Origin of the sequence: Duncaniella sp. (assembly GCF_029054785.1) — a bacterium.
GTDB lineage: Bacteria > Bacteroidota > Bacteroidia > Bacteroidales > Muribaculaceae > Duncaniella.
The window spans coordinates 1-18442 of sequence record NZ_JAIDEN010000113.1; the positions used below are offsets into that span (position 1 = coordinate 1).

The 18442-nt window shown below is 49.6% G+C and carries 15 protein-coding genes; 8 read left to right on the plus strand and 7 right to left on the minus strand.

Features of this window, described 5'->3' with window-relative positions; genetic code table 11:
• From K2H17_RS07410 to K2H17_RS07420, 3 genes are all read right to left on the minus strand, one after another.
• Positions 1–507, minus strand: a 507-nt coding sequence (locus K2H17_RS07410) for a hypothetical protein (protein WP_300133252.1), incomplete at its 3' end; no start/stop codon positions are given.
• Positions 507–1295 (minus strand): hypothetical protein, encoded by a 789-nt coding sequence (locus K2H17_RS07415; protein WP_300133255.1) that lies wholly within the window; start codon positions 1293–1295, stop codon positions 507–509. The genes K2H17_RS07410 and K2H17_RS07415, both read right to left, overlap by 1 nt.
• Positions 1296–1430: 135 nt before the next feature.
• Complete coding sequence (locus K2H17_RS07420; RefSeq protein WP_300133257.1) at positions 1431–2045, minus strand: OmpH family outer membrane protein; 615 nt, start codon at positions 2043–2045, stop codon at positions 1431–1433.
• Between the two features lie 358 nt (positions 2046–2403).
• Here K2H17_RS07420 and K2H17_RS07425 point away from each other — a divergent pair, with 358 nt between their 5' ends.
• Both K2H17_RS07425 and K2H17_RS07430 read left to right on the plus strand, forming a co-directional pair.
• Entirely contained in the window at positions 2404–3864 is a 1461-nt protein-coding gene (locus K2H17_RS07425) for an aminoacyl-histidine dipeptidase (RefSeq protein ID WP_300133259.1), read from the plus strand.
• 225 nt (positions 3865–4089) lie between these two features.
• Positions 4090–4818 (plus strand): N-acetylmuramidase family protein, encoded by a 729-nt coding sequence (locus K2H17_RS07430; RefSeq protein WP_300133261.1) that lies wholly within the window; start codon positions 4090–4092, stop codon positions 4816–4818.
• Between the two features lie 228 nt (positions 4819–5046).
• Here K2H17_RS07430 and K2H17_RS07435 read toward each other — a convergent pair whose 3' ends face one another.
• The 3 genes from K2H17_RS07435 to K2H17_RS07445 all read right to left on the minus strand — a co-directional run bounded on the left by K2H17_RS07435 (position 5047) and on the right by K2H17_RS07445 (position 8571).
• Positions 5047–5802 (minus strand): succinate dehydrogenase/fumarate reductase iron-sulfur subunit, encoded by a 756-nt coding sequence (locus K2H17_RS07435; protein ID WP_300133264.1) that lies wholly within the window; start codon positions 5800–5802, stop codon positions 5047–5049.
• A gap of 33 nt (positions 5803–5835) precedes the next feature.
• The gene (locus tag K2H17_RS07440; RefSeq protein WP_300133326.1) at positions 5836–7815 is read right to left on the minus strand and encodes a fumarate reductase/succinate dehydrogenase flavoprotein subunit; all 1980 of its coding nucleotides are present in this window, start codon (positions 7813–7815) and stop codon (positions 5836–5838) included.
• Positions 7816–7896: 81 nt separating this feature from the next.
• Positions 7897–8571, minus strand: coding sequence for a succinate dehydrogenase cytochrome b subunit (locus K2H17_RS07445; RefSeq protein WP_300133266.1), 675 nt, complete (start codon positions 8569–8571; stop codon positions 7897–7899).
• Between the two features lie 519 nt (positions 8572–9090).
• Between K2H17_RS07445 and K2H17_RS07450 the strand changes: the two genes are divergently transcribed.
• From K2H17_RS07450 to K2H17_RS07475, 6 genes are all read left to right on the plus strand, one after another.
• Entirely contained in the window at positions 9091–11991 is a 2901-nt protein-coding gene (locus K2H17_RS07450; protein WP_300133269.1) for an outer membrane beta-barrel protein, read from the plus strand.
• A gap of 120 nt (positions 11992–12111) precedes the next feature.
• The gene (locus tag K2H17_RS07455; protein WP_300133271.1) at positions 12112–12831 is read left to right on the plus strand and encodes a lysophospholipid acyltransferase family protein; all 720 of its coding nucleotides are present in this window, start codon (positions 12112–12114) and stop codon (positions 12829–12831) included.
• 253 nt (positions 12832–13084) lie between these two features.
• Entirely contained in the window at positions 13085–13360 is a 276-nt protein-coding gene (locus tag K2H17_RS07460) for a co-chaperone GroES (RefSeq protein WP_300133275.1), read from the plus strand.
• A gap of 29 nt (positions 13361–13389) precedes the next feature.
• Positions 13390–15027: a chaperonin GroEL gene (groL, locus tag K2H17_RS07465; RefSeq protein WP_300133278.1), complete on the plus strand. Its 1638-nt coding sequence runs from the start codon at positions 13390–13392 to the stop codon at positions 15025–15027.
• A 325-nt stretch (positions 15028–15352) separates the two neighbouring features.
• Entirely contained in the window at positions 15353–16462 is a 1110-nt protein-coding gene (locus tag K2H17_RS07470; protein ID WP_300133280.1) for a TlpA disulfide reductase family protein, read from the plus strand.
• Positions 16463–16484: 22 nt separating this feature from the next.
• Complete coding sequence (locus K2H17_RS07475) at positions 16485–17252, plus strand: TIGR02757 family protein (RefSeq protein ID WP_300133283.1); 768 nt, start codon at positions 16485–16487, stop codon at positions 17250–17252.
• A gap of 16 nt (positions 17253–17268) precedes the next feature.
• Here the strand turns inward: K2H17_RS07475 and K2H17_RS07480 are convergent, their stop codons facing one another.
• Positions 17269–18408 (minus strand): acyltransferase, encoded by a 1140-nt coding sequence (locus tag K2H17_RS07480; protein WP_300133285.1) that lies wholly within the window; start codon positions 18406–18408, stop codon positions 17269–17271.
• Positions 18409–18442 lie beyond the last annotated feature (34 nt).

Consider the following 18442-nt stretch of genomic DNA (forward strand, 5'->3'; position numbering starts at 1 on the left):
TTCGTACCACACCTTTGCTATCGGCCACGCCCATGCGTTATAATCTCTTTCATCTTTGAATTGCTTGGCATAGTCGGACTCTACACGCAGATAGTCGCCCCAGAAATAAACGTTGGCGACCATATAGCAGCAGAACGCGTCGCCACGCTCAGCCTGGCCAAGAATCTCATCAAACGCTTCCTTAAACGAGGCAAACGGCATTGCCCGTTCCACTGAGGGGGTGAGATTAACGCTTCGCGCAGCACATAGAACGCCGGTGGCACTCCCCATCATCGCGCTCTTCTGCATCAGCTTAGAGGCGTTGGCTTCGTCAAAATTAAATCCGGCCTGTGCCCATACATATTCCTCGCCCATGAAACAGCGGGCAATGAATGCCAGAGCATCGGCATCGCCCTGTTGCGCTGCCTGCATGAGCATCGCATAGCCCTGGCGTATTTTCTCACGGTCGAAACTCGACCAGATCAGCTTGACAGCAGTCTCAACAGCTGTGCTATATTCTCCTTTCATTATTCTTGATTCTTGTCGTTGTCTAAAAATCTGAATACCAGTCTCCCAAAATGGTCGTTTACGTCAAACTCCTCCCAACAGCTCAGAGGGTCGGGCAATCTCTCGCCTTCAATCAGACTCCACAGCCAGCTTCGCAGAAGTCCGGCATCAGAAACTACACCTCTGAAGCCAATCGGAGCCGGCTCAGTCCATCTGACATATTCAACTTTATAAACGGCGGTCGGAGCCGCATCATTGTCACGCCTGCGGATGTTGACATATCCGACATCGCCTTTTGTGAAATCATAAAGCATCCATAGCGATTTGCCCTCTATAATGTTTTCCAATGCACCAACCACATCCTGACATCCGAAGTATCGGAAATCCTCGCCATCCACACACAGCCGCTCTTTCGCCTCTTCCTGCTCCGGATAGATTTTCTGACAATGCCAGGCGGTCATGTCGGGGAGTGAGGCGTTGCGGAAGAAATCACACATCATATCAGCTGCCACGTCGCAATCAATGTCTGACCGCCACATCCGCAGCAGATATCCGTTGACTCTGAAACACACCGCAATGCTGCCGTCCTTGTAATAATCAATGGAATATGCTTCGGCATAGCGGACCAACACTACCGGAACACATTTTTCAAGGTATACACACCCGTTATCCTCAATGTCATCGATGGCATCACGGATTTTCTCCTCGGTCACGTTCGATGTGCGCTCGTTTCCGTCATTAGTGCCTAACACATATTGTGGCTTGCATCCTCTAAGTCCGGGAAAGATACCTCGTATTCTGTCGCTCATTTCAATTCCCTTTGGCTAAATTTGAAATCCAACCGCAAAGATACTGATTTGGTTTGAATTTTATATCAAAGGCTGTCTTCCATGATTGTGAAAGACAGCCTTCGGTATTGAATAAGTTTTGCTTATGTCGTGATCTTATTTGGCGTCGCCTACTTTGTTGTAGCGTGAGTTAAGACCTTCGATGATCTCGTTTGTGATGTCAAGAGCAGGGTTGAAATATACGCCGGCAGCCTTGAAGAGAATGGCGTCATAGCCTTTGGAGGCATTGTAGATCTTGATGTAGTTCTCGATCGAGTCATTGAGCTGAAGCTGCTGCTGGGCGAGCTCGTTTTCAGTATTGCGGCTGAGGTTTGCAAGATAGTTTTCAGCATCAGCCTGCATTTTCTGAAGTTTCTGCATGTCGGCATTGTAGCTTGCTTCAGTAAGATATCCGTTGCTGCGACCTTTCTGCTCGATTGCAGCCGCGAATTTCTGAATTTCAGTTGCTTTAGACTGGCGTGCACCTTCAATTTTGGAAACGGCGCGCATGGAGGCTTCCTGAAAATCTTTGGCGAGATTGTAGTGCGTCATCAGCGAATCGGAGTCGATGTAGCGGATGTTAAGGCTCGGAGAGCTTTCGCTATCGGCTGCTGCTGTCGAGGCGGTGGCATCGGCAGCGGCTTCGGTTGTTGAAGAGCCGCCGCAAGAAGTAGTGCTGAGGGCCATGAGACTTAGAAGCAGCGATGAAGCTGATATTGCTAACTTGTTCATGTTAAGAAATTGGTATATATGTACTGTATATAAATGATATTATCGTTTCGGGCTTTGGTTTTGAGCGCCGCCGTGGGCACAGCCTATTCCCCTCCGACGCAGTTCCGGCAGATCATGGGCATGGCCTGACGGGAAGCGTCCGCCTTTGACAAATAGCACTTTAACACCTAAGGCCACTATCGCGAATCCAACGAGAACAACAGCTAAGAGGACTGTGATGAGTAAGGTTTTCATTGTCAATTTGGACTTTTACGATGCAAAAGTAGCAATTTGCTCGAAATTTTTGCGCGTATATCAATTTTATTTTATAATTTAGTGACCGAAATCCATCAAATTTAACACTAATTAATTACCTGATATGGAAATCAAAGATCTTCAGCCACGCGAGGTGTTCGCGATTTTTGACGAGATCACCAAGATCCCCCGTCCTTCAAAGAAGGAGGAAAAAATCCGCCAGTATCTGCTGGACTTCGCAAAAATGCACAATCTTGAAGTAAAGACTGACAAGGTTGGCAATGTGGTTATCACCAAGCCGGCAACTCCGGGCCATGAAAACGCTCCCACTGTCATTATGCAGGGCCACATGGATATGGTCTGCGAATCAAATGACAAGAATTTCGATTTCGCCAACAGTCCGATCCCCGTAGTGATTGACGGTGACTGGATCCGCACCAAGGGAACTACTCTCGGTGCTGACAATGGCATAGGCATGGCAGCCTCTCTTGCCGCTCTGATTGACGACACTTACGAACACGGTCCTCTCGAAGCACTCTTTACAGTGGATGAGGAGACCGGCATGACCGGTGCCAACAATCTCGGAGAGGACATGATCGCAGGCACTATGCTTCTCAATCTCGACTCTGAGGATGATGCTGAAATCTTTGTAGGCTGTGCCGGCGGTGTAGACACACAGGCATTCTTCACCTACAAGCGTTCATTCGCTCCTTCTGATTTCATGTATTTCAAGATAAGCATCGAAGGTCTCAACGGCGGTCATTCAGGCGGTGACATCCACCTTGGCCGTGCCAACGCCAACAAACTTCTTGCCCGTTTCCTGTTCCAGCTTTCAGGCAAGCATGAAGTGGTTGTCTCTGAAATCGACGGCGGCAACCTCCGCAATGCCATTCCACGTGCGGCTCATGCAGTGATCGGTGTCCACACTTCTCGCAAGGAAGAGGTGCGCACAATGCTCAATCACTACATCGCCGATCTGGAAAATGAATACAAAGGCCTTGAACCCGGCCTGAAGGTTACGATGGAGAGTGTCGACACTCCGGAATTCACCATCGACCAGCAGACTTCACTTAATCTGATCCGTGCGATCTATTGTGCTCCCCACGGAGTTATCTCCATGAGCCGTGAGCTTGAAAATCTGGTTGAAACCTCAACCAACCTTGCTTCTGTCAAGATGGCTCCTGACAATACGATTGTTGTCACCACCAGCCAGCGCAGTTCGGTTGAGTCGCGCAAATGGGATATCGCCCGTCAGGTCGAGGCAGTCTTCCTGCTTGCAGGTGCCCGTGTAGAGCACGGTGACGGTTATCCCGGATGGCAGCCCAATCTGGAGTCTCCGATCATGAAGATCTCCCGCGATGCCTATAAGGAACTTTATGGTGTCGAGCCTGCCATCAAGGCAATCCATGCCGGTCTGGAATGCGGACTGTTCCTCACCAAATATCCTTATCTCGACATGGTTTCATTCGGTCCGACTCTGCGCGACGTGCATTCTCCGTCGGAGAGCATGTACATTCCCGCTGTTGAACGTTTCTGGGGCCAGCTCAAGCGCACCCTTGAAAAAGTCGGCGAGCTGAAGAAATAAAAAAAATATCCTAACCGGCAGTCTCTCAGTCTAATCATAACGCTGAGAGACGCCGGTTTCCCCTTTCTCCAAACAGGCGCCGTGAAGGCGTGCCAGATTATGTAATTAAACTTTTTCGCTCCTGAAGCGTCTATAATATTATGGTGTGTCCGTTTTTCGGACATACTTTGCTGCTACGGGCCGCGCCGGAGGGTGCTGCCGATGTTTCATCAATTTATTTTATTCATGTTACGACGATTAATTCTCTTTTCACTCTCCATTCTCCTCTCGTCGCTTTTATTTTCAATGACTGACAACAGCTCAGGGCAGCATGCCGCTGATTCTCTGTCGTCAACGATCAAGGGATGCGATCTGCTCGCACTCCCGACAGACACAATCCTGACACTGACCGAGGCGGACTTCGAAGAAGTTGCCGCTGAACTTGGAGTCGAAGTCGCAGCTATCAAGGCTGTTGTCGAGATCGAGGCCGGACGGACTCACGAAGGGTTCGCTTCTCCAGGTAAACCTCTGATCAACTTCGATCTCTCAATGTTCCGCCGTTTTGCCACAAGGCGCGGTGTGAATCTTTCGAAATACAGCAAGTCACATTCTGTGGTATTCGCGTCGTCACGCGGATCGCAGACCCGTGCCCATCAGCGTCTTGAAGCTGCCAGATCTATCAATCCCCATGCTGCTGTCGAAGGCACTTTCTGGGGGATGTTTCAGATCGGAGGGTTCAACTGGAAGAAGTGTGGGGCGGAGAGTCTCGATGATTTTGTCTGCCGGATGTCACGCTCCGAACGTGATCAGCTCGATATGTTTGCCAGTTTCATAACATCGACCGGACTGGTCAAGCATCTCAAGGCTAAGAACTGGGCTGCATTTGCCCGCGGCTACAACGGTCCTGGCTATGCCAAGCGTTCATATCATACGCGTATGGCCCAGGCCTACGGACGTCACAGCAAACAGTCATGACCCTCAATTAGAATCAGGATGCTGCAAAATCGGTCATAATTCCGATCCGTAGGTGTTCAGCACCGGCATCAGACAGCGGTCCCCGCAAAAGCGCTTCAACCGAAAGCCGCTTTGCGGGGACCGCTGTTTTGTCGGTGATAATGAAAGATGCGCCCGACGGTCAGAGTGGAGACCGTTCGGGCGCATCAAGCGTTTTATGTCAGTTTCGTGACTGTCAGGTCAATGTGATCAGTCAGCTAACTTGGCTTTGATGAATTCGCGGTTGAGGCGGGCGATGTTGCTCAGAGGAACGTTCTTGGGACATTCAGCAGCACATGCACCGGTGTTGGTACAGTTGCCGAATCCGAGTTCGTCCATCTTTTTGACCATTGCGCGGGCACGGCGAGCACGTTCAACCTGGCCCTGGGGCAGGAGAGCGAACTGGCTAACCTTGGCGCTGACGAAGAGCATTGCAGAGCCGTTCTTGCAGGCAGCTACGCAGGCACCGCAACCGATGCAGGTTGCAGAGTCCATAGCGATGTCAGCAACTTCCTTCGAGATCGGGAGGCTGTTGGCATCAGGAGCGCCGCCGCAGTTGAACGATACATAACCGCCGGCCTGCTGGATCTGGTCGAAGGCGTTGCGGTTGACCATGAGGTCGCGGATCACGGGGAATGCGGCAGAACGCCAAGGCTCGATGGTGATAGTGTCCTCGTTGTTGAACTTACGCATGTGGAGCTGGCAGGTGGTGATTCCCTGAACGGGACCGTGGGGGTGTCCGTTGATGTAGAGAGAACACATGCCGCAGATGCCTTCGCGACAGTCGCTGTCAAAGACTACGGGCTCTTCGTTGCGGTCGATGAGCTGCTGGTTGAGCATGTCGAGCATTTCAAGGAAAGAGCTTCCGGTTGAGACGTTCTCAACGCGGTAGGTCTGGAAAGAACCCGGCTCCTTGGGACCACGCTGACGCCAAATCTTGAGGTTTACATTTATAGTATGTTCCATTTTACTTGCAATGTTTAAGTGGTGTGGGGAGGATTATGATTTGTAGTTACGGGTCTGAACCTTGATCTCGGTGTAGTTGAGAGGTTCTTTGAGAAGCACGGGCTTTTCGTTGTCGCCGGTGTATTTCCAGCAGCTGACATACATATAGTCCTTGTCGTTACGAGCAGCTTCACCGTCGGCAAGCTGATATTCCTCGCGGAAGTGAGCGCCGCAGGATTCGTTGCGGTTGAGGGCGTCGATAGCCATCATCTTTGAAATGACAAGGAAGTCCTCCAGGCGGAGAGCCTTTTCGAGTTCGGTGTTGAGGTCATCGGCACGGCCTACGATGCGGAGATCAGAGTAGAATTCCTTGCGTACTTCTTCAATTTCGTCGAGAGCCTTGACGAGAGTCTGGAGAGTACGGCCCATGCCGACGAGGTTCCACATCACATGGCCGAGGCGCTTGTGGATCTGGTCCGGCGATTTGGTACCCTTGATTGCCATGAGCTTGTCGATGCGGGCACGGACAGCTTTTTCGGCTTCGTCGAATTCCTTCGAGTCGGTTGTAAAGTGGGGAACCTTGATCTGGTCGCTCAGATAGTTCTGCATTGTGTAGGGGAGCACGAAGTAACCGTCGGCCAGACCCTGCATGAGTGCAGATGCGCCGAGACGGTTTGCACCGTGGTCAGAGAAGTTACATTCGCCGATTGCGAAGAGACCTTTGACAGAAGTCTGAAGTTCGTAGTCAACCCAGATACCACCCATTGTATAGTGGCTTGCGGGGAAGATCATCATCGGGGTCTCGTAGGGGTTGTCATCGGAGATCATCTGATACATGTCGAAGAGGTTTCCGTAGCGGTCGCGGACAACGTCTTCGCCCAGACGGTTGATGGCGTATTTGAAGTCGAGATAAACGGCGTTGCCTGTACCTACGCCATAGCCGGCGTCGCAGCGTTCCTTGGCGGCACGGCTTGCGATGTCACGGGGGCAGAGGTTACCGAAGGCCGGATAGCGGCGTTCGAGATAGAAGTCGCGGTCTTCGTCGGGAATGTCGGTCGGTTTTTTCTTTCCGGCGCGGATTGCTTCTGCGTCTTCTTTCTTTTTGGGAACCCAGATGCGGCCGTCGTTACGGAGCGATTCGCTCATGAGGGTCAGCTTGGACTGATCTTCGCCGTGGACGGGGATACAGGTGGGGTGGATCTGGGTGAAGGCGAGGTTTGCGAGGTAGGCACCCTTCTTGAAAGCCTGGACAGCGGCAGAGCCGTTGCAGCCCATTGCGTTGGTCGAGAGGAAGAATGCACGGCCGTAACCGCCGGTCGCGAGCACAACTGCGTGAGCAGCATAGCGTTCGATCTCACCGGTGATGAGGTTGCGGACGATGATACCGCGGGCACGTCCGTCGATGATGACAACGTCAAGCATTTCGCGACGGTTGAATGACTTCACTGTGCCTTTCTTGATCTGACGGTTGAGAGAGGCGTAAGCGCCGAGAAGGAGCTGCTGGCCTGTCTGACCTTTTGCGTAGAATGTACGTGACACCTGTGCGCCGCCGAATGAACGGTTGGCAAGCAGACCGCCGTATTCACGTGCGAAGGGAACGCCCTGGGCCACACACTGGTCGATGATGTTGTTTGACACTTCGGCAAGACGGTAGACGTTTGCTTCGCGTGAGCGGAAGTCACCACCCTTGATAGTGTCATAGAAGAGGCGATAGATTGAGTCGCCGTCGTTCTGATAGTCTTTGGCTGCATTGATACCGCCCTGAGCTGCGATTGAGTGAGCGCGGCGGGGTGAGTCCTGGATGCAGAAGTTGAGCACGTTGAAACCGAGTTCGCCGAGGGTCGAGGCGGCAGATGCGCCGGCCAGGCCTGTGCCGACAACGATAACGTCGAGGTTACGCTTGTTGGCGGGGTTGACGAGTTTCTGATGTGCCTTATAGTTGGTCCACTTCTGGGCGAGAGGCCCTTCGGGGATCTTGGAGTCGATCTGATATTCAGGTAAGGCTGAGGATTCGATGTCGGCGTAATCCTTCATGATGGGGGTAGAGTCGATCATGCCCTCAAGTTTTTTGATATCTGCCATATCTGTGGTTGTGATATTATTTACGGAATAAGATTAAAAACATCCGCTGTTGGCACGGATTGTGAACACGATGGCCTGGATGATGAACAGGAGGACAACGATGGTGGTCCACCAGCAGCCGATTGCCTTGAGGCGGGGGAGCCAGGTGTCATTGTCCCATCCGCAGCTCTGGAACATTGACCAGAAACCGTGGTTCATGTGGAACCAGAGAGCGATGAAGCCGATGATGTAGATGATCGGAGTCCAGATGCAGCTGAAGGCTACATTGATGAAGTAGATACCGTTCTGAGGATCGGGTTCGTGTACACCCATGATCTCAGCGAGCTGCATTTTTGCCCAGAACTGGATGAGGTGAACTACAAGGAAGGCGATGACCACGATACCGAGCACGAGCATGTTCTGCGATGCCCATTCAACCTGAGCGGGTTTGCGGACCACGTCGTAGCGGTCGTTGCCACGGGCCTTGCGGTTCTGAATAGTCAGCCACAAGGCATAGCAGATGTGGATGATGAAAAGCGCGGCGAGACCCATAGATGCAACCAGTGCATACCAGTTGGCACCAAGGAAAGCGCAGACTGCATTATAACCGTCGGGCCAGAAGATAGCCACACCGTTCATCAGACAGTGAAACGTGACAAATAGGACAAGGCATAAGCCCGTGAGTGCCATCACGAACTTCCTTCCTATGGATGAGCAAGTTAACCACATAGTAGTTTGGAAATGGATTAAAGTTATTTAAATGAATTAGGAAATTGATGCTATTGAACTGTTTTATAGCGCAAAGTTACGGCAAAACATCGGTCTTTACAAGGATTAAAGAAAAATTTCTTTAACCGGGACGAAAGAAAGTTTAAGAGGGTGTTTCATAACAAGAGTTAAAATCTGAGCGAAAGTTTTGAGATGGATATGGATCTGAATCGAAGGAGCATAGCGAGCTATGTGACTGATATGAAGAGTCATAGGCGCCCAAAACTTTCGCAGGCGACGGTATTGTTGTTTTTTTCTGTCAATAATTTCATGTGTGAGAATTTAACTTTTGCTATGAAACACCCTATAACATTTTTCATTTCTGGTATTGTGCGGGCGGTGTGACGTTGTTGTGTGAAGAGTCCGATAGATTATTTCTATAATATTATTAGGTGTAAAACATTGCGCTGATTTATTAGTATTATTTAACTAAATAAATCGTTGCTGGGAATTTTGATGTTCATACCTTTGCATTTAGCCATGAAAAAGTTAATTTTGTTTACATTATATTTGTCGGTTGTCTTTAATGCATATTCCGTTGATCGTGATTTCTGGCTGACAGGTCAGATCAAGGAATCTGTCGGAAAAACGGATCTTCTGAAGGCCATGATCATTTTGTTTGATGCGGAGGGCAATCCGTCGGATACCATCAAAGAGACGAAAACAATGCGCTATAAGATGGGAGAGATGAGTGAGATCTCGTTTTTTTCTATTCCCGTGCAGCGCAAGGATTCGACTTATGTGTTTGACGTGGCGTGTGAGGGATACATGACGCAAACTGTGACTTACAGAGTGGAGAATGTTGGAAAGCGTGAAGCGACACGCAAAGTTCCGACTGTCTATCTCGACCGCGCTCCTCATAAATTGGGCGAAGTGACGGTCACTGCCTCCAAGATTAAGTTTTATAATAAAGGTGATACGATTGTCTATAATGCCGATGCTTTTCAGCTGGCCGAAGGGTCGATGCTTGACGCTCTGATCGCACAGCTGCCGGGTGCCGAACTGAATGACGACGGACAGATCAAGGTAAACGGCGAGTTTGTCGAGTCGCTGCTGCTCAACGGCAAAAAGTTTCTTGACGGAAACAATAAACTGATGCTTGAGAACATCGGGGCCTATACGGTCAAGAGTGTCGAAGTTTATAAGGGGCAGACAGAGGAGGAAAAGTGGCTCGACGATCCGTCGCGTCAAAAGCATCTGACGATGGATGTCAGACTCAAGCGGGAGTATAATGTAGGTCTGATTGTCAATGCCCAGGGTGGCTACGGTACTGAGGACCGCTACACCGGGAGGCTCTTTGCCTCATGGTTCAACCCGACAACGCGCCTGACACTTCTCGGCAATGTCAACAATCTCAACGACAACCGTCAGCCGGGCAAGAATGACACATGGACACCGGAAATGATGCCGTCAGGGACCAAAAAATATAGCATGGGCGGTTTCAATTATGACTATGAGAGTCCGGAACGCGACCGTCAGGCCAACGGTTATCTGACATTCGAGCAGACAACAAACAACAATCGCCTGACTACGGCCCGTACAAATTTCCTGGCCGGAGGAGACACTTATGAAAACAGTTTTGACAATAGCCGCAACCGCGAGACCAAAATCCAGACCCAGCATGTATTGCGCCGGATGAAACAGCAGATAATGTACGGACTTTTTCTCAAAGGACGTTATACCCGCAAGGATAACGAGTCATATTCCGTCGGCGCAACGTTTGACAGCGAGCAGAAAGACATTACAATGAAGGCTCTGGAGGCGATTTATTCTGACGGGACTCCGGAGAGGCTCGACGCCATAATCAACCGTTCGATCACCCGCACTGACGGGGCAAGCAGAGATTGGGAAGGGCAGGCTTTTCCGAATTTTGCATATAAGATACCGAAATCAAGAGACCGGATATCAATTGAAATCGGGGTGAAATACAGGCAGAATAAAGAAGAACGTTGGCGTGACCACAACATCAACTATGGTGCTGATCCGGTTCCGGCTTATCGCCGCCGTCAGTTTTTCGACAATTCTCCGAACCATACGTTGACTCTGATCAATAATCTTACATACTCTACCGGATATAGAAATTTCAGTTTCAGTCTGAATTATGAGTATCGTTTTCTTGATCAGGAAAAAGATTCCTATATGTATGCGCTCGACCGCCTTCCCGATATGGGAATTTTCGGGGTGATTCCTGCCGGTTATCTTGATTCGTTCGATCCGGCCAACAGTTACACTTCGCGCCTGATTGAAAATACGCATACTCTGAAACCAGTGGTGTGGTATGACACCGGATTCAGTAACGGAAATTCTCTCAATATCCTGTTTACACCATCGCTTGCACTGAAACACAGTCATCTGGACTATTGGCGTGACGGACGTGACTATCTGGTCACCCGCAGTGATTTCTTTGTCAAGGCCGCAAAATCCGATATCCACATCGACCTGGGTTTAGGGCGGGTCGGCGGAAAGCGCAAAAGGCGGCAGTTCCGCAATTTTATGGTATACCGCTGGATTATAGAACCGAAAACGCCTAATCTGATGGATATGGTCGATGTGGTCAATGATTCGGATCCGCTCAACATCACGGAGGGCAATCCTGACTTGAAACTTGAGTATAAACACACTCATAGCCTGGAATGGAAATACACTCCTGAAGTGCGCCACATTATGAATATGCTGCGCGGAAGCTATTCATGGACAGATGATGCTCTGACGCGAGGCTATGTCTACAATACGTCGACCGGTGTGCGCCGGATCCGCACCTATAATGTCAACGGCAACTCCTCTGCGGCACTGACTGACAATTTTTCGTTCCAGTTCGGTAGCAAGGATCAGTTTTCGCTGTCGTCCAATACAAATGCGAATCTCATGCGTTACAGCGATATGATCGGGGTGGATCTCGATGAGCCGGCTCTTTCGAAAGTCCGCACATGGACTTTGAGCGAGAAGCTGGGGCTGACATGGCAGATCGGCCAACAGAGCCTTCAGCTGGGTGTTGACTATACAAACCGTCACACGACATCGTCGCGCGAGGATTTTGCTGCGATTGATGCCGATCATCTGAATTACGGATTTATCGGCCAGTTCAGACTGCCGGGCGGCTTTGGAATCAGTACCGACTTCATATTCTACTCCCGTAAGGGCTATGGCATTAAGGAACTTGACACCACTGATGCCATCTGGAACATGCGTCTGACATATTGTCCGCCGCGGGCAAAGAAATGGGTGTTTATGGTCGACGGTTTCGACATGTTGCGTCAGCTTTCCAATGTCAACTATGCCGTCAACGCCGCCGGACGTACTGTCAGCTACTCCAATGCTTTGCCACGCTATCTGCTTTTCTCTTTGCAGTACCGCTTGAATATCCAGCCGAAGAAGCGCTGACAGGCACTGAAGAATGTCCGGAGGAGTGACAGATGAAAAAATCTGTCAGTATAATTGCACATTTTTTGAAAATATAGCGAATATTGTGTATTTTTGCTGCGATTTTATCTCACAATATCCATGATTATTCTCTATCGCATTTATCAGGTTCTGATAATGATTCCATTGCTCGCAGTGGCAACTGTCATTGCGGCTGTCGTCGCTGTTGCCGGCTCGGCTCTCGGTTTCGGGCGATGGTGGGGCTACTATCCTCAGATTTTATGGGCCAGGCTGTTCTGCTTGCTCGCCTTTGTCAGAGTGACTGTCAGAGGGCGCGAGAATATAGATCCGAAAGTCAGCTATGTGTTCGTTGCCAACCACCAGGGGGCGTATGACATTTTTACAATTTACGGCTATCTCGGACATAATTTCCGCTGGATGATGAAGCAGAGTCTGCGGAAGATTCCTTTTGTCGGCTGGGCATGTGCGTGGTCGCAGCAGATTTTTGTGGACAATTCCTCCGTATCGGCCACACGGCGCACCATGCAGCAGGCCGAGCGTCAGCTGAGCGGTGGCATGTCGCTGGTGGTTTTCCCTGAAGGCGCGAGATCATGGACCGGTAAGATGGCCCGCTTCAAGAAAGGAGCTTTCCGCCTGGCGGTAGAGTTCAATCTGCCTGTTGTGCCACTGACAATCGACGGCGCCTTTGACGTCTTGCCGCGCTTTAAGAAAATGCCCGTTCCGGGTCATATATATCTGACAATCCACAAACCGATCTATCCTGCGGCAGAGGGCCATGATCTGGCTGCGCTTATGGAGGAGTCGCATAAAGAGATTGAGGACGGTTTGCGCAAGGCCTGAGAATAGGCAGAGCGAACCAAAACTTCCGTTCAAATGTTTAAAGTACCGGTCGGCATCATTGCCGGCCGGCATTTGTTTTGTCTTGACGTCCGGGAGAAATTGCCAATTTGTCAGTCGGGACTGACAGAGATGAAGACTGGCACGGTTTGTGCTCCTGTTTAATGATGGAAACCGTGTCATATATATTATATATAAGATGCGGATAAAGGAAATAAATAATATAAATTAACCAAATAACTAATATTAGGAACTTATGAATATCAAACCATTAGCAGACAGAGTGCTCATTATTCCCACTCCTGTTGAAGAAGTCACTGCCGCCGGCATCATCATTCCTGACACTGCCAAGGAAAAACCTCTCCGCGGCTCGGTGGTCGCTACCGGCAACGGCACTAAGGACGAAGAAATGGTTGTAAAAGCCGGCGACGAAGTCCTTTTCGGCAAATATGCAGGCTCCGAAGTGGAACTCGAAGGCACAAAATATCTCATCATGCGTCAGAGCGACATTCTGGCTGTTCTTGAGAAATAATTATCAACTCTAAAAAAAATTACAGAAAAATGGCAAAAGAAATAAAATTCGACATAAAGGCTCGTGAAGAGCTTAAAAAGGGCGTTGACGCTCTTGCAGACGCAGTTAAAGTCACACTCGGTCCCAAAGGCCGCAATGTGATTATCGAGAAGAAGTTCGGCGCACCCCATATCACCAAGGACGGTGTCAGCGTGGCCCGTGAGGTTGAGCTTGAGGATCCGTTCCAGAACATGGGCGCACAGCTCGTCAAGGAAGTTGCTTCCAAGACCGGTGATGACGCAGGTGACGGTACTACAACCGCAACCGTTCTCGCCCAGGCAATCATCAACGTAGGTCTCAAGAACGTTGCTGCCGGTGCCAACCCGATGGATATCAAGCGTGGTATCGACCGTGCTGTTGCCGTTGTGGTTGAAGGCATCAAGGCTCAGAGCCAGGAGGTCGGCGATGACTTCAAGAAGATCGAGGACGTTGCCCGTATCTCTGCAAACAATGACGAGGCTATCGGCCATCTGATCGCCGAGGCCATGAAGAAGGTGAAGAAAGAAGGTGTGATCACCGTTGATGAGGCCAAGGGAACTGAAACTACCGTAGACATCGTTGAAGGTATGCAGTTTGACCGCGGCTACATCTCTCCTTACTTCGTTACCAACACAGAGAAGATGGAGTGCGTGATGGAAAGCCCCTACATTCTCATCTATGACAAGAAGATCTCCAACATCAAGGATATTCTTCCTGTTCTTGAAGCTACCGCACAGTCAGGCCGCGGTCTGCTGATCATCTCTGAGGATGTCGATCAGGAAGCTCTCGCAACCCTCGTTGTCAACCGTCTGCGCGGTTCTCTGAAAGTATGTGCCGTCAAGGCTCCCGGCTTCGGTGACCGCCGCAAGGAAATGCTTGAGGACATCGCTGTTCTGACAGGTGGTGTTGTCATCTCTGAAGAAAAGGGCATGCAGCTTGCCACTGCCACTGTCGATCAGCTTGGCCGTGCCGAGAAGATCACCGTCAACAAAGAGAACACTACTATTGTCAACGGTGCAGGAAACAAGGACGCCATCGCTGCACGTGTCGCACAGATCAAGGCTCAGATCGAGCAGACCACAAGCGACTATGACCGCGAGAAGCTCCAGGAACGTCTTGCCAAACTTGCAGGCGGTGTTGCCGTGCTCCACATCGGCGCTCCCAGCGAAGTCGAGATGAAAGAAAAGAAAGACCGCGTTGACGACGCTCTCTCTGCAACCCGTGCGGCTATTGCCGAGGGTATCGTCCCCGGCGGCGGTGTGGCCTACATCCGTTGCGTGAAGTCTCTTGAAAACCTCAAGGGTGCCAACGATGACGAAACCACAGGTATCAACATTGTGCTTCGCGCTATCGAAGAACCTCTCCGTCAGATCGTGGCCAATGCAGGTGAAGAAGGAGCTGTCGTTGTTCAGAAAGTCAAGGACGGTGAAGGCGACTATGGTTACAACGCCCGTACAGACACTTATGAAAATCTTCTCGCAGCCGGTGTGATCGATCCTGCCAAGGTGACTCGCGTGGCTCTTGAAAATGCAGCTTCAATCGCCGGCATGTTCCTCACAACTTCTTGTGTGATCGCCGACAAGAAAGAAGAAAATCCTGCTCCCGCAATGCCTGCTCCCGGCATGGGTGGCATGGGCGGCATGATGTAAGCCTGTAAAACTTCCGCTTTTATATAGCAAATACCTAACAGCCATCGGTCTTCGCTGAGGAGTCCGATGGCTGTCTTTTTTGCTCAATGAGGGGCATTCAGCCGTCGGTTATTCTGCCTCAGAATGTTGTTTTGGCTGTTTGAGGGATTATTTGTACTTTTGTCTCAAAGATTATTAAGTAACTTTTGAAAATTAATTTATACTTGATGTGAGATTTAGAGGTTTAACTATTGTTTTTAAACAACCTCTTAAGATCATTCTCGCAGTTACTTTGTAGAAACAGATTACGTTAAATATTTAAGAGCTAATTATCCAATCATAAATTATGAATAAAAAAATTACAACACTGCTCACAGCCGCAACAATGGCCGTGAGCGCATGTTCGCTGAACGCACAGCCGAATTTTACGCTGACACTTCCGGTGCCCGCAGACAATAATAATACAATGGCTTATCTCATCAACTGGGACAAAAGCCAGAAAATCGACTCAGTTCTTGTGACAGACGGAGTTGTGAAATTCTCCGGTAATGTCGATGCTCCTTTCATCGGAACTGTCAGCATCAACGGCGGCCGCGGACCGGTTGTGATCATCGAACCGGGCAACATTGTGCTCTCTGAGGCAATGCAGGCATCAGGTACTCCGCTCAATGACAAGCTTGAAAGCTACATGCAGCGCCGCAATGAGATTGTCAAGGAATTCCGCACTCTCGACCAGAATGACTCCACTCAGATGGAAAAAGCCAAGGTTCTGGAACAGGAATACAATGGCATTTCAAAGAAGGCCTATTCCGAGAATGCCGGTACTCCTGTCGGTCTTTTCTGGTTCTTGCAGGACGCCTATGAGATGAGCCTCGCAGAGATTGATGCGGCAATGGCCAAGGATCAGGCTCTCGCTGAATCAAAGCGTCTCGAATCACTCCGCACAGCTCTCCAGGCCAAGGAATCGACCTCGGAAGGCAAGCACTACAAGGATTTCACCGTCAGCTATAACGGTAAGGAGGAAAAACTCAGTGACTATGTGAAACCGGGCCGCTTCACTCTGGTTGACTTCTGGGCAAGCTGGTGTGGCCCCTGCATCCGTCAGACAAAGGTTATCAAGGAACTCTATGCCAAATATAAGGACAAAGGTCTTGATGTGATCGGTGTGGCTGTATGGGATGAGCCTGACAACACATTCAGAGCCATCAAGCAGCACGATCTCCAGTGGCCCTGCATTGTCAATGCCCAGACCGTTCCGACTGATCTTTATGGAATTTCAGGTATTCCCTGCATCCTTCTGATCAATCCTGAAGGCATAATCATCTCGCGCGACAAGATGAGCGAAGAGCTGATCGAAGCTGTTGACAACGCAATGGCAGGTTTCCAGCCTCAGGCTGCCGCTTCGGTTTCGGCTGACAAGGATACAGCTGCTGTTGATTCGAAACTCATATTCTGATCAGTAAAAGCATATTCAGACCATGACAGAAAGAGATCTTAAGGATCTACTGGATACGGAGGCGGCGAGAATCAACTCGCCGTCTTTCGTTGGCGATGATCCTGTGCAGTTTCCGCATCGGTTTACGGATCTGCGCGACATTGAACTTACGTCGCTTCTGACTTCAGGCATAGCCTGGGGCAACCGCAAGATGATCTGTCGCGACTGTGACAAGATGCTGGCCATGATGGACAACCGTCCTTATCAGTTTATGATGGACGAGGCCTATGAGGGTATGCCTGATGAGGTCAATATCCACCGCACTTTTTTCATCCGGCATCTGAAACATTATCTGCGCGGACTTCGTGCGATTTATTCGAGACACGGGACTTTGCAGGAATTTGCCCGCCATGAGCGGATTGCCGAGACAGAGGCTCCGGCGTGGACTCTGGTTGCCGCAATAAACCGTGAACTTGCGGCTGCTGATCCCGGAAAGACCGATCTGGCTTCGCGATGCCTGCCTCAGAATCTTGCGACTTCTGCCCTGAAGCGTGTCAATATGGCACTGCGTTGGCTTGTGAGAAATGACGGCATTGTCGATCTCGGAGTTTGGGATGTCCTGAAACCCTCGCAGCTCTACATCCCGCTTGACGTACATGTCGGAGACATCTCGCGCGAGCTTGGTCTGCTGACACGCAAGGCCAATGACCGCAAGGCAGTCGATGAGGTGACCGCACATCTGCGCCGGTTCAACCCTGAGGATCCCACGCTCTATGACTTTGCCCTCTTCGGCATCGGTATGAAACTTTGAAATTACGATCTTCGGCTCAGTCCATCTGAGTCGTGACTGCCGGACGCTCACTGCGCTCGGCAGTTTTGTGTTTTATGAGATCTTTCTTCCCGACAAGCATCGGACAATAGCGGTTGAGGAAAAGGATTAGAGGATATAAGGTCGCGACAGTCAGACAGAGAATCAGTATCTGAGATGGTGTGGATGCAAGTGTGGTGCTGAATATGACGCAATAGAATGTGGATAAAATCTGCATAGCTGCCCAATGTAATCCTAAGACGGCATAAGAGTTACTTCCCCAGAATTTCAGATAGTGAAAAAAACGGAATCTTGAGAGGTATTTGAAAAGAACAATGAATCCGGCGATCAGGATCGAAAAGGAGATAATATCAATTATTTTTGCCACTAAGGGATTTCCGGAGTCAGGTATTATGATTGATGCCGTGAAAATGACTATGCCGCAGACAATGAATGCTGACATGTTTTTGAGACCGGTGGAGTCGATGTATCTCAGCAGTGGTTTTCCGATCAGAAATCCGGTGCAGTAGAATGGAAAAAGCCAAAAGTTGGAATAAAGGAAAGCTCCGGTGTTGCTGCTTGAGAGAATCATTATAGCGGATAGTGTCAAACAACTCAGGACTCGCCATTTCAGAGATCTGAATATCCGTATTATGCAATAGAGGAGTATCTGAAAGAAGAGCAGTGCGGCTATGAACCATAATGGAGGATTGAGTATGACATCCCCGGTCCAGATTACACTGAACATTGAAAATATCGACGATAAATCAAAGGATGCGTCTTCTCCGTGGCTTGAAAAATGGCTGAAAAATTCATAGATACTCAACTGGTAGAAATATCCGATCAGACTGAAAAAGATAAATGGGATAAGAAGTGTATTGATCTTTTTGAAGATGAATTCGTCTAAAGCATATTCTTTGAAAAAGATTCCAGAGAGGAAGAAAAATAATGGCATCCGTAGGGGGTAGTGGGTAAAACTTAAGGAAGGCAGATGTATCCAGATTACCCAAAGGATACAAAGTCCTCTAAGGATGTCAATATACTCTATTCGTTGTTTTGAAGTCAGGTTAGTCAATGCTGTGTTGTTGGAATAATAGAATGGGTCAGTAGAATCGTTATAATAACGTGTACGGATAAATAAAATTGCCCGCTGACACACTTTTTACATGTCAGCGGGCAATTTTTAAGATTGG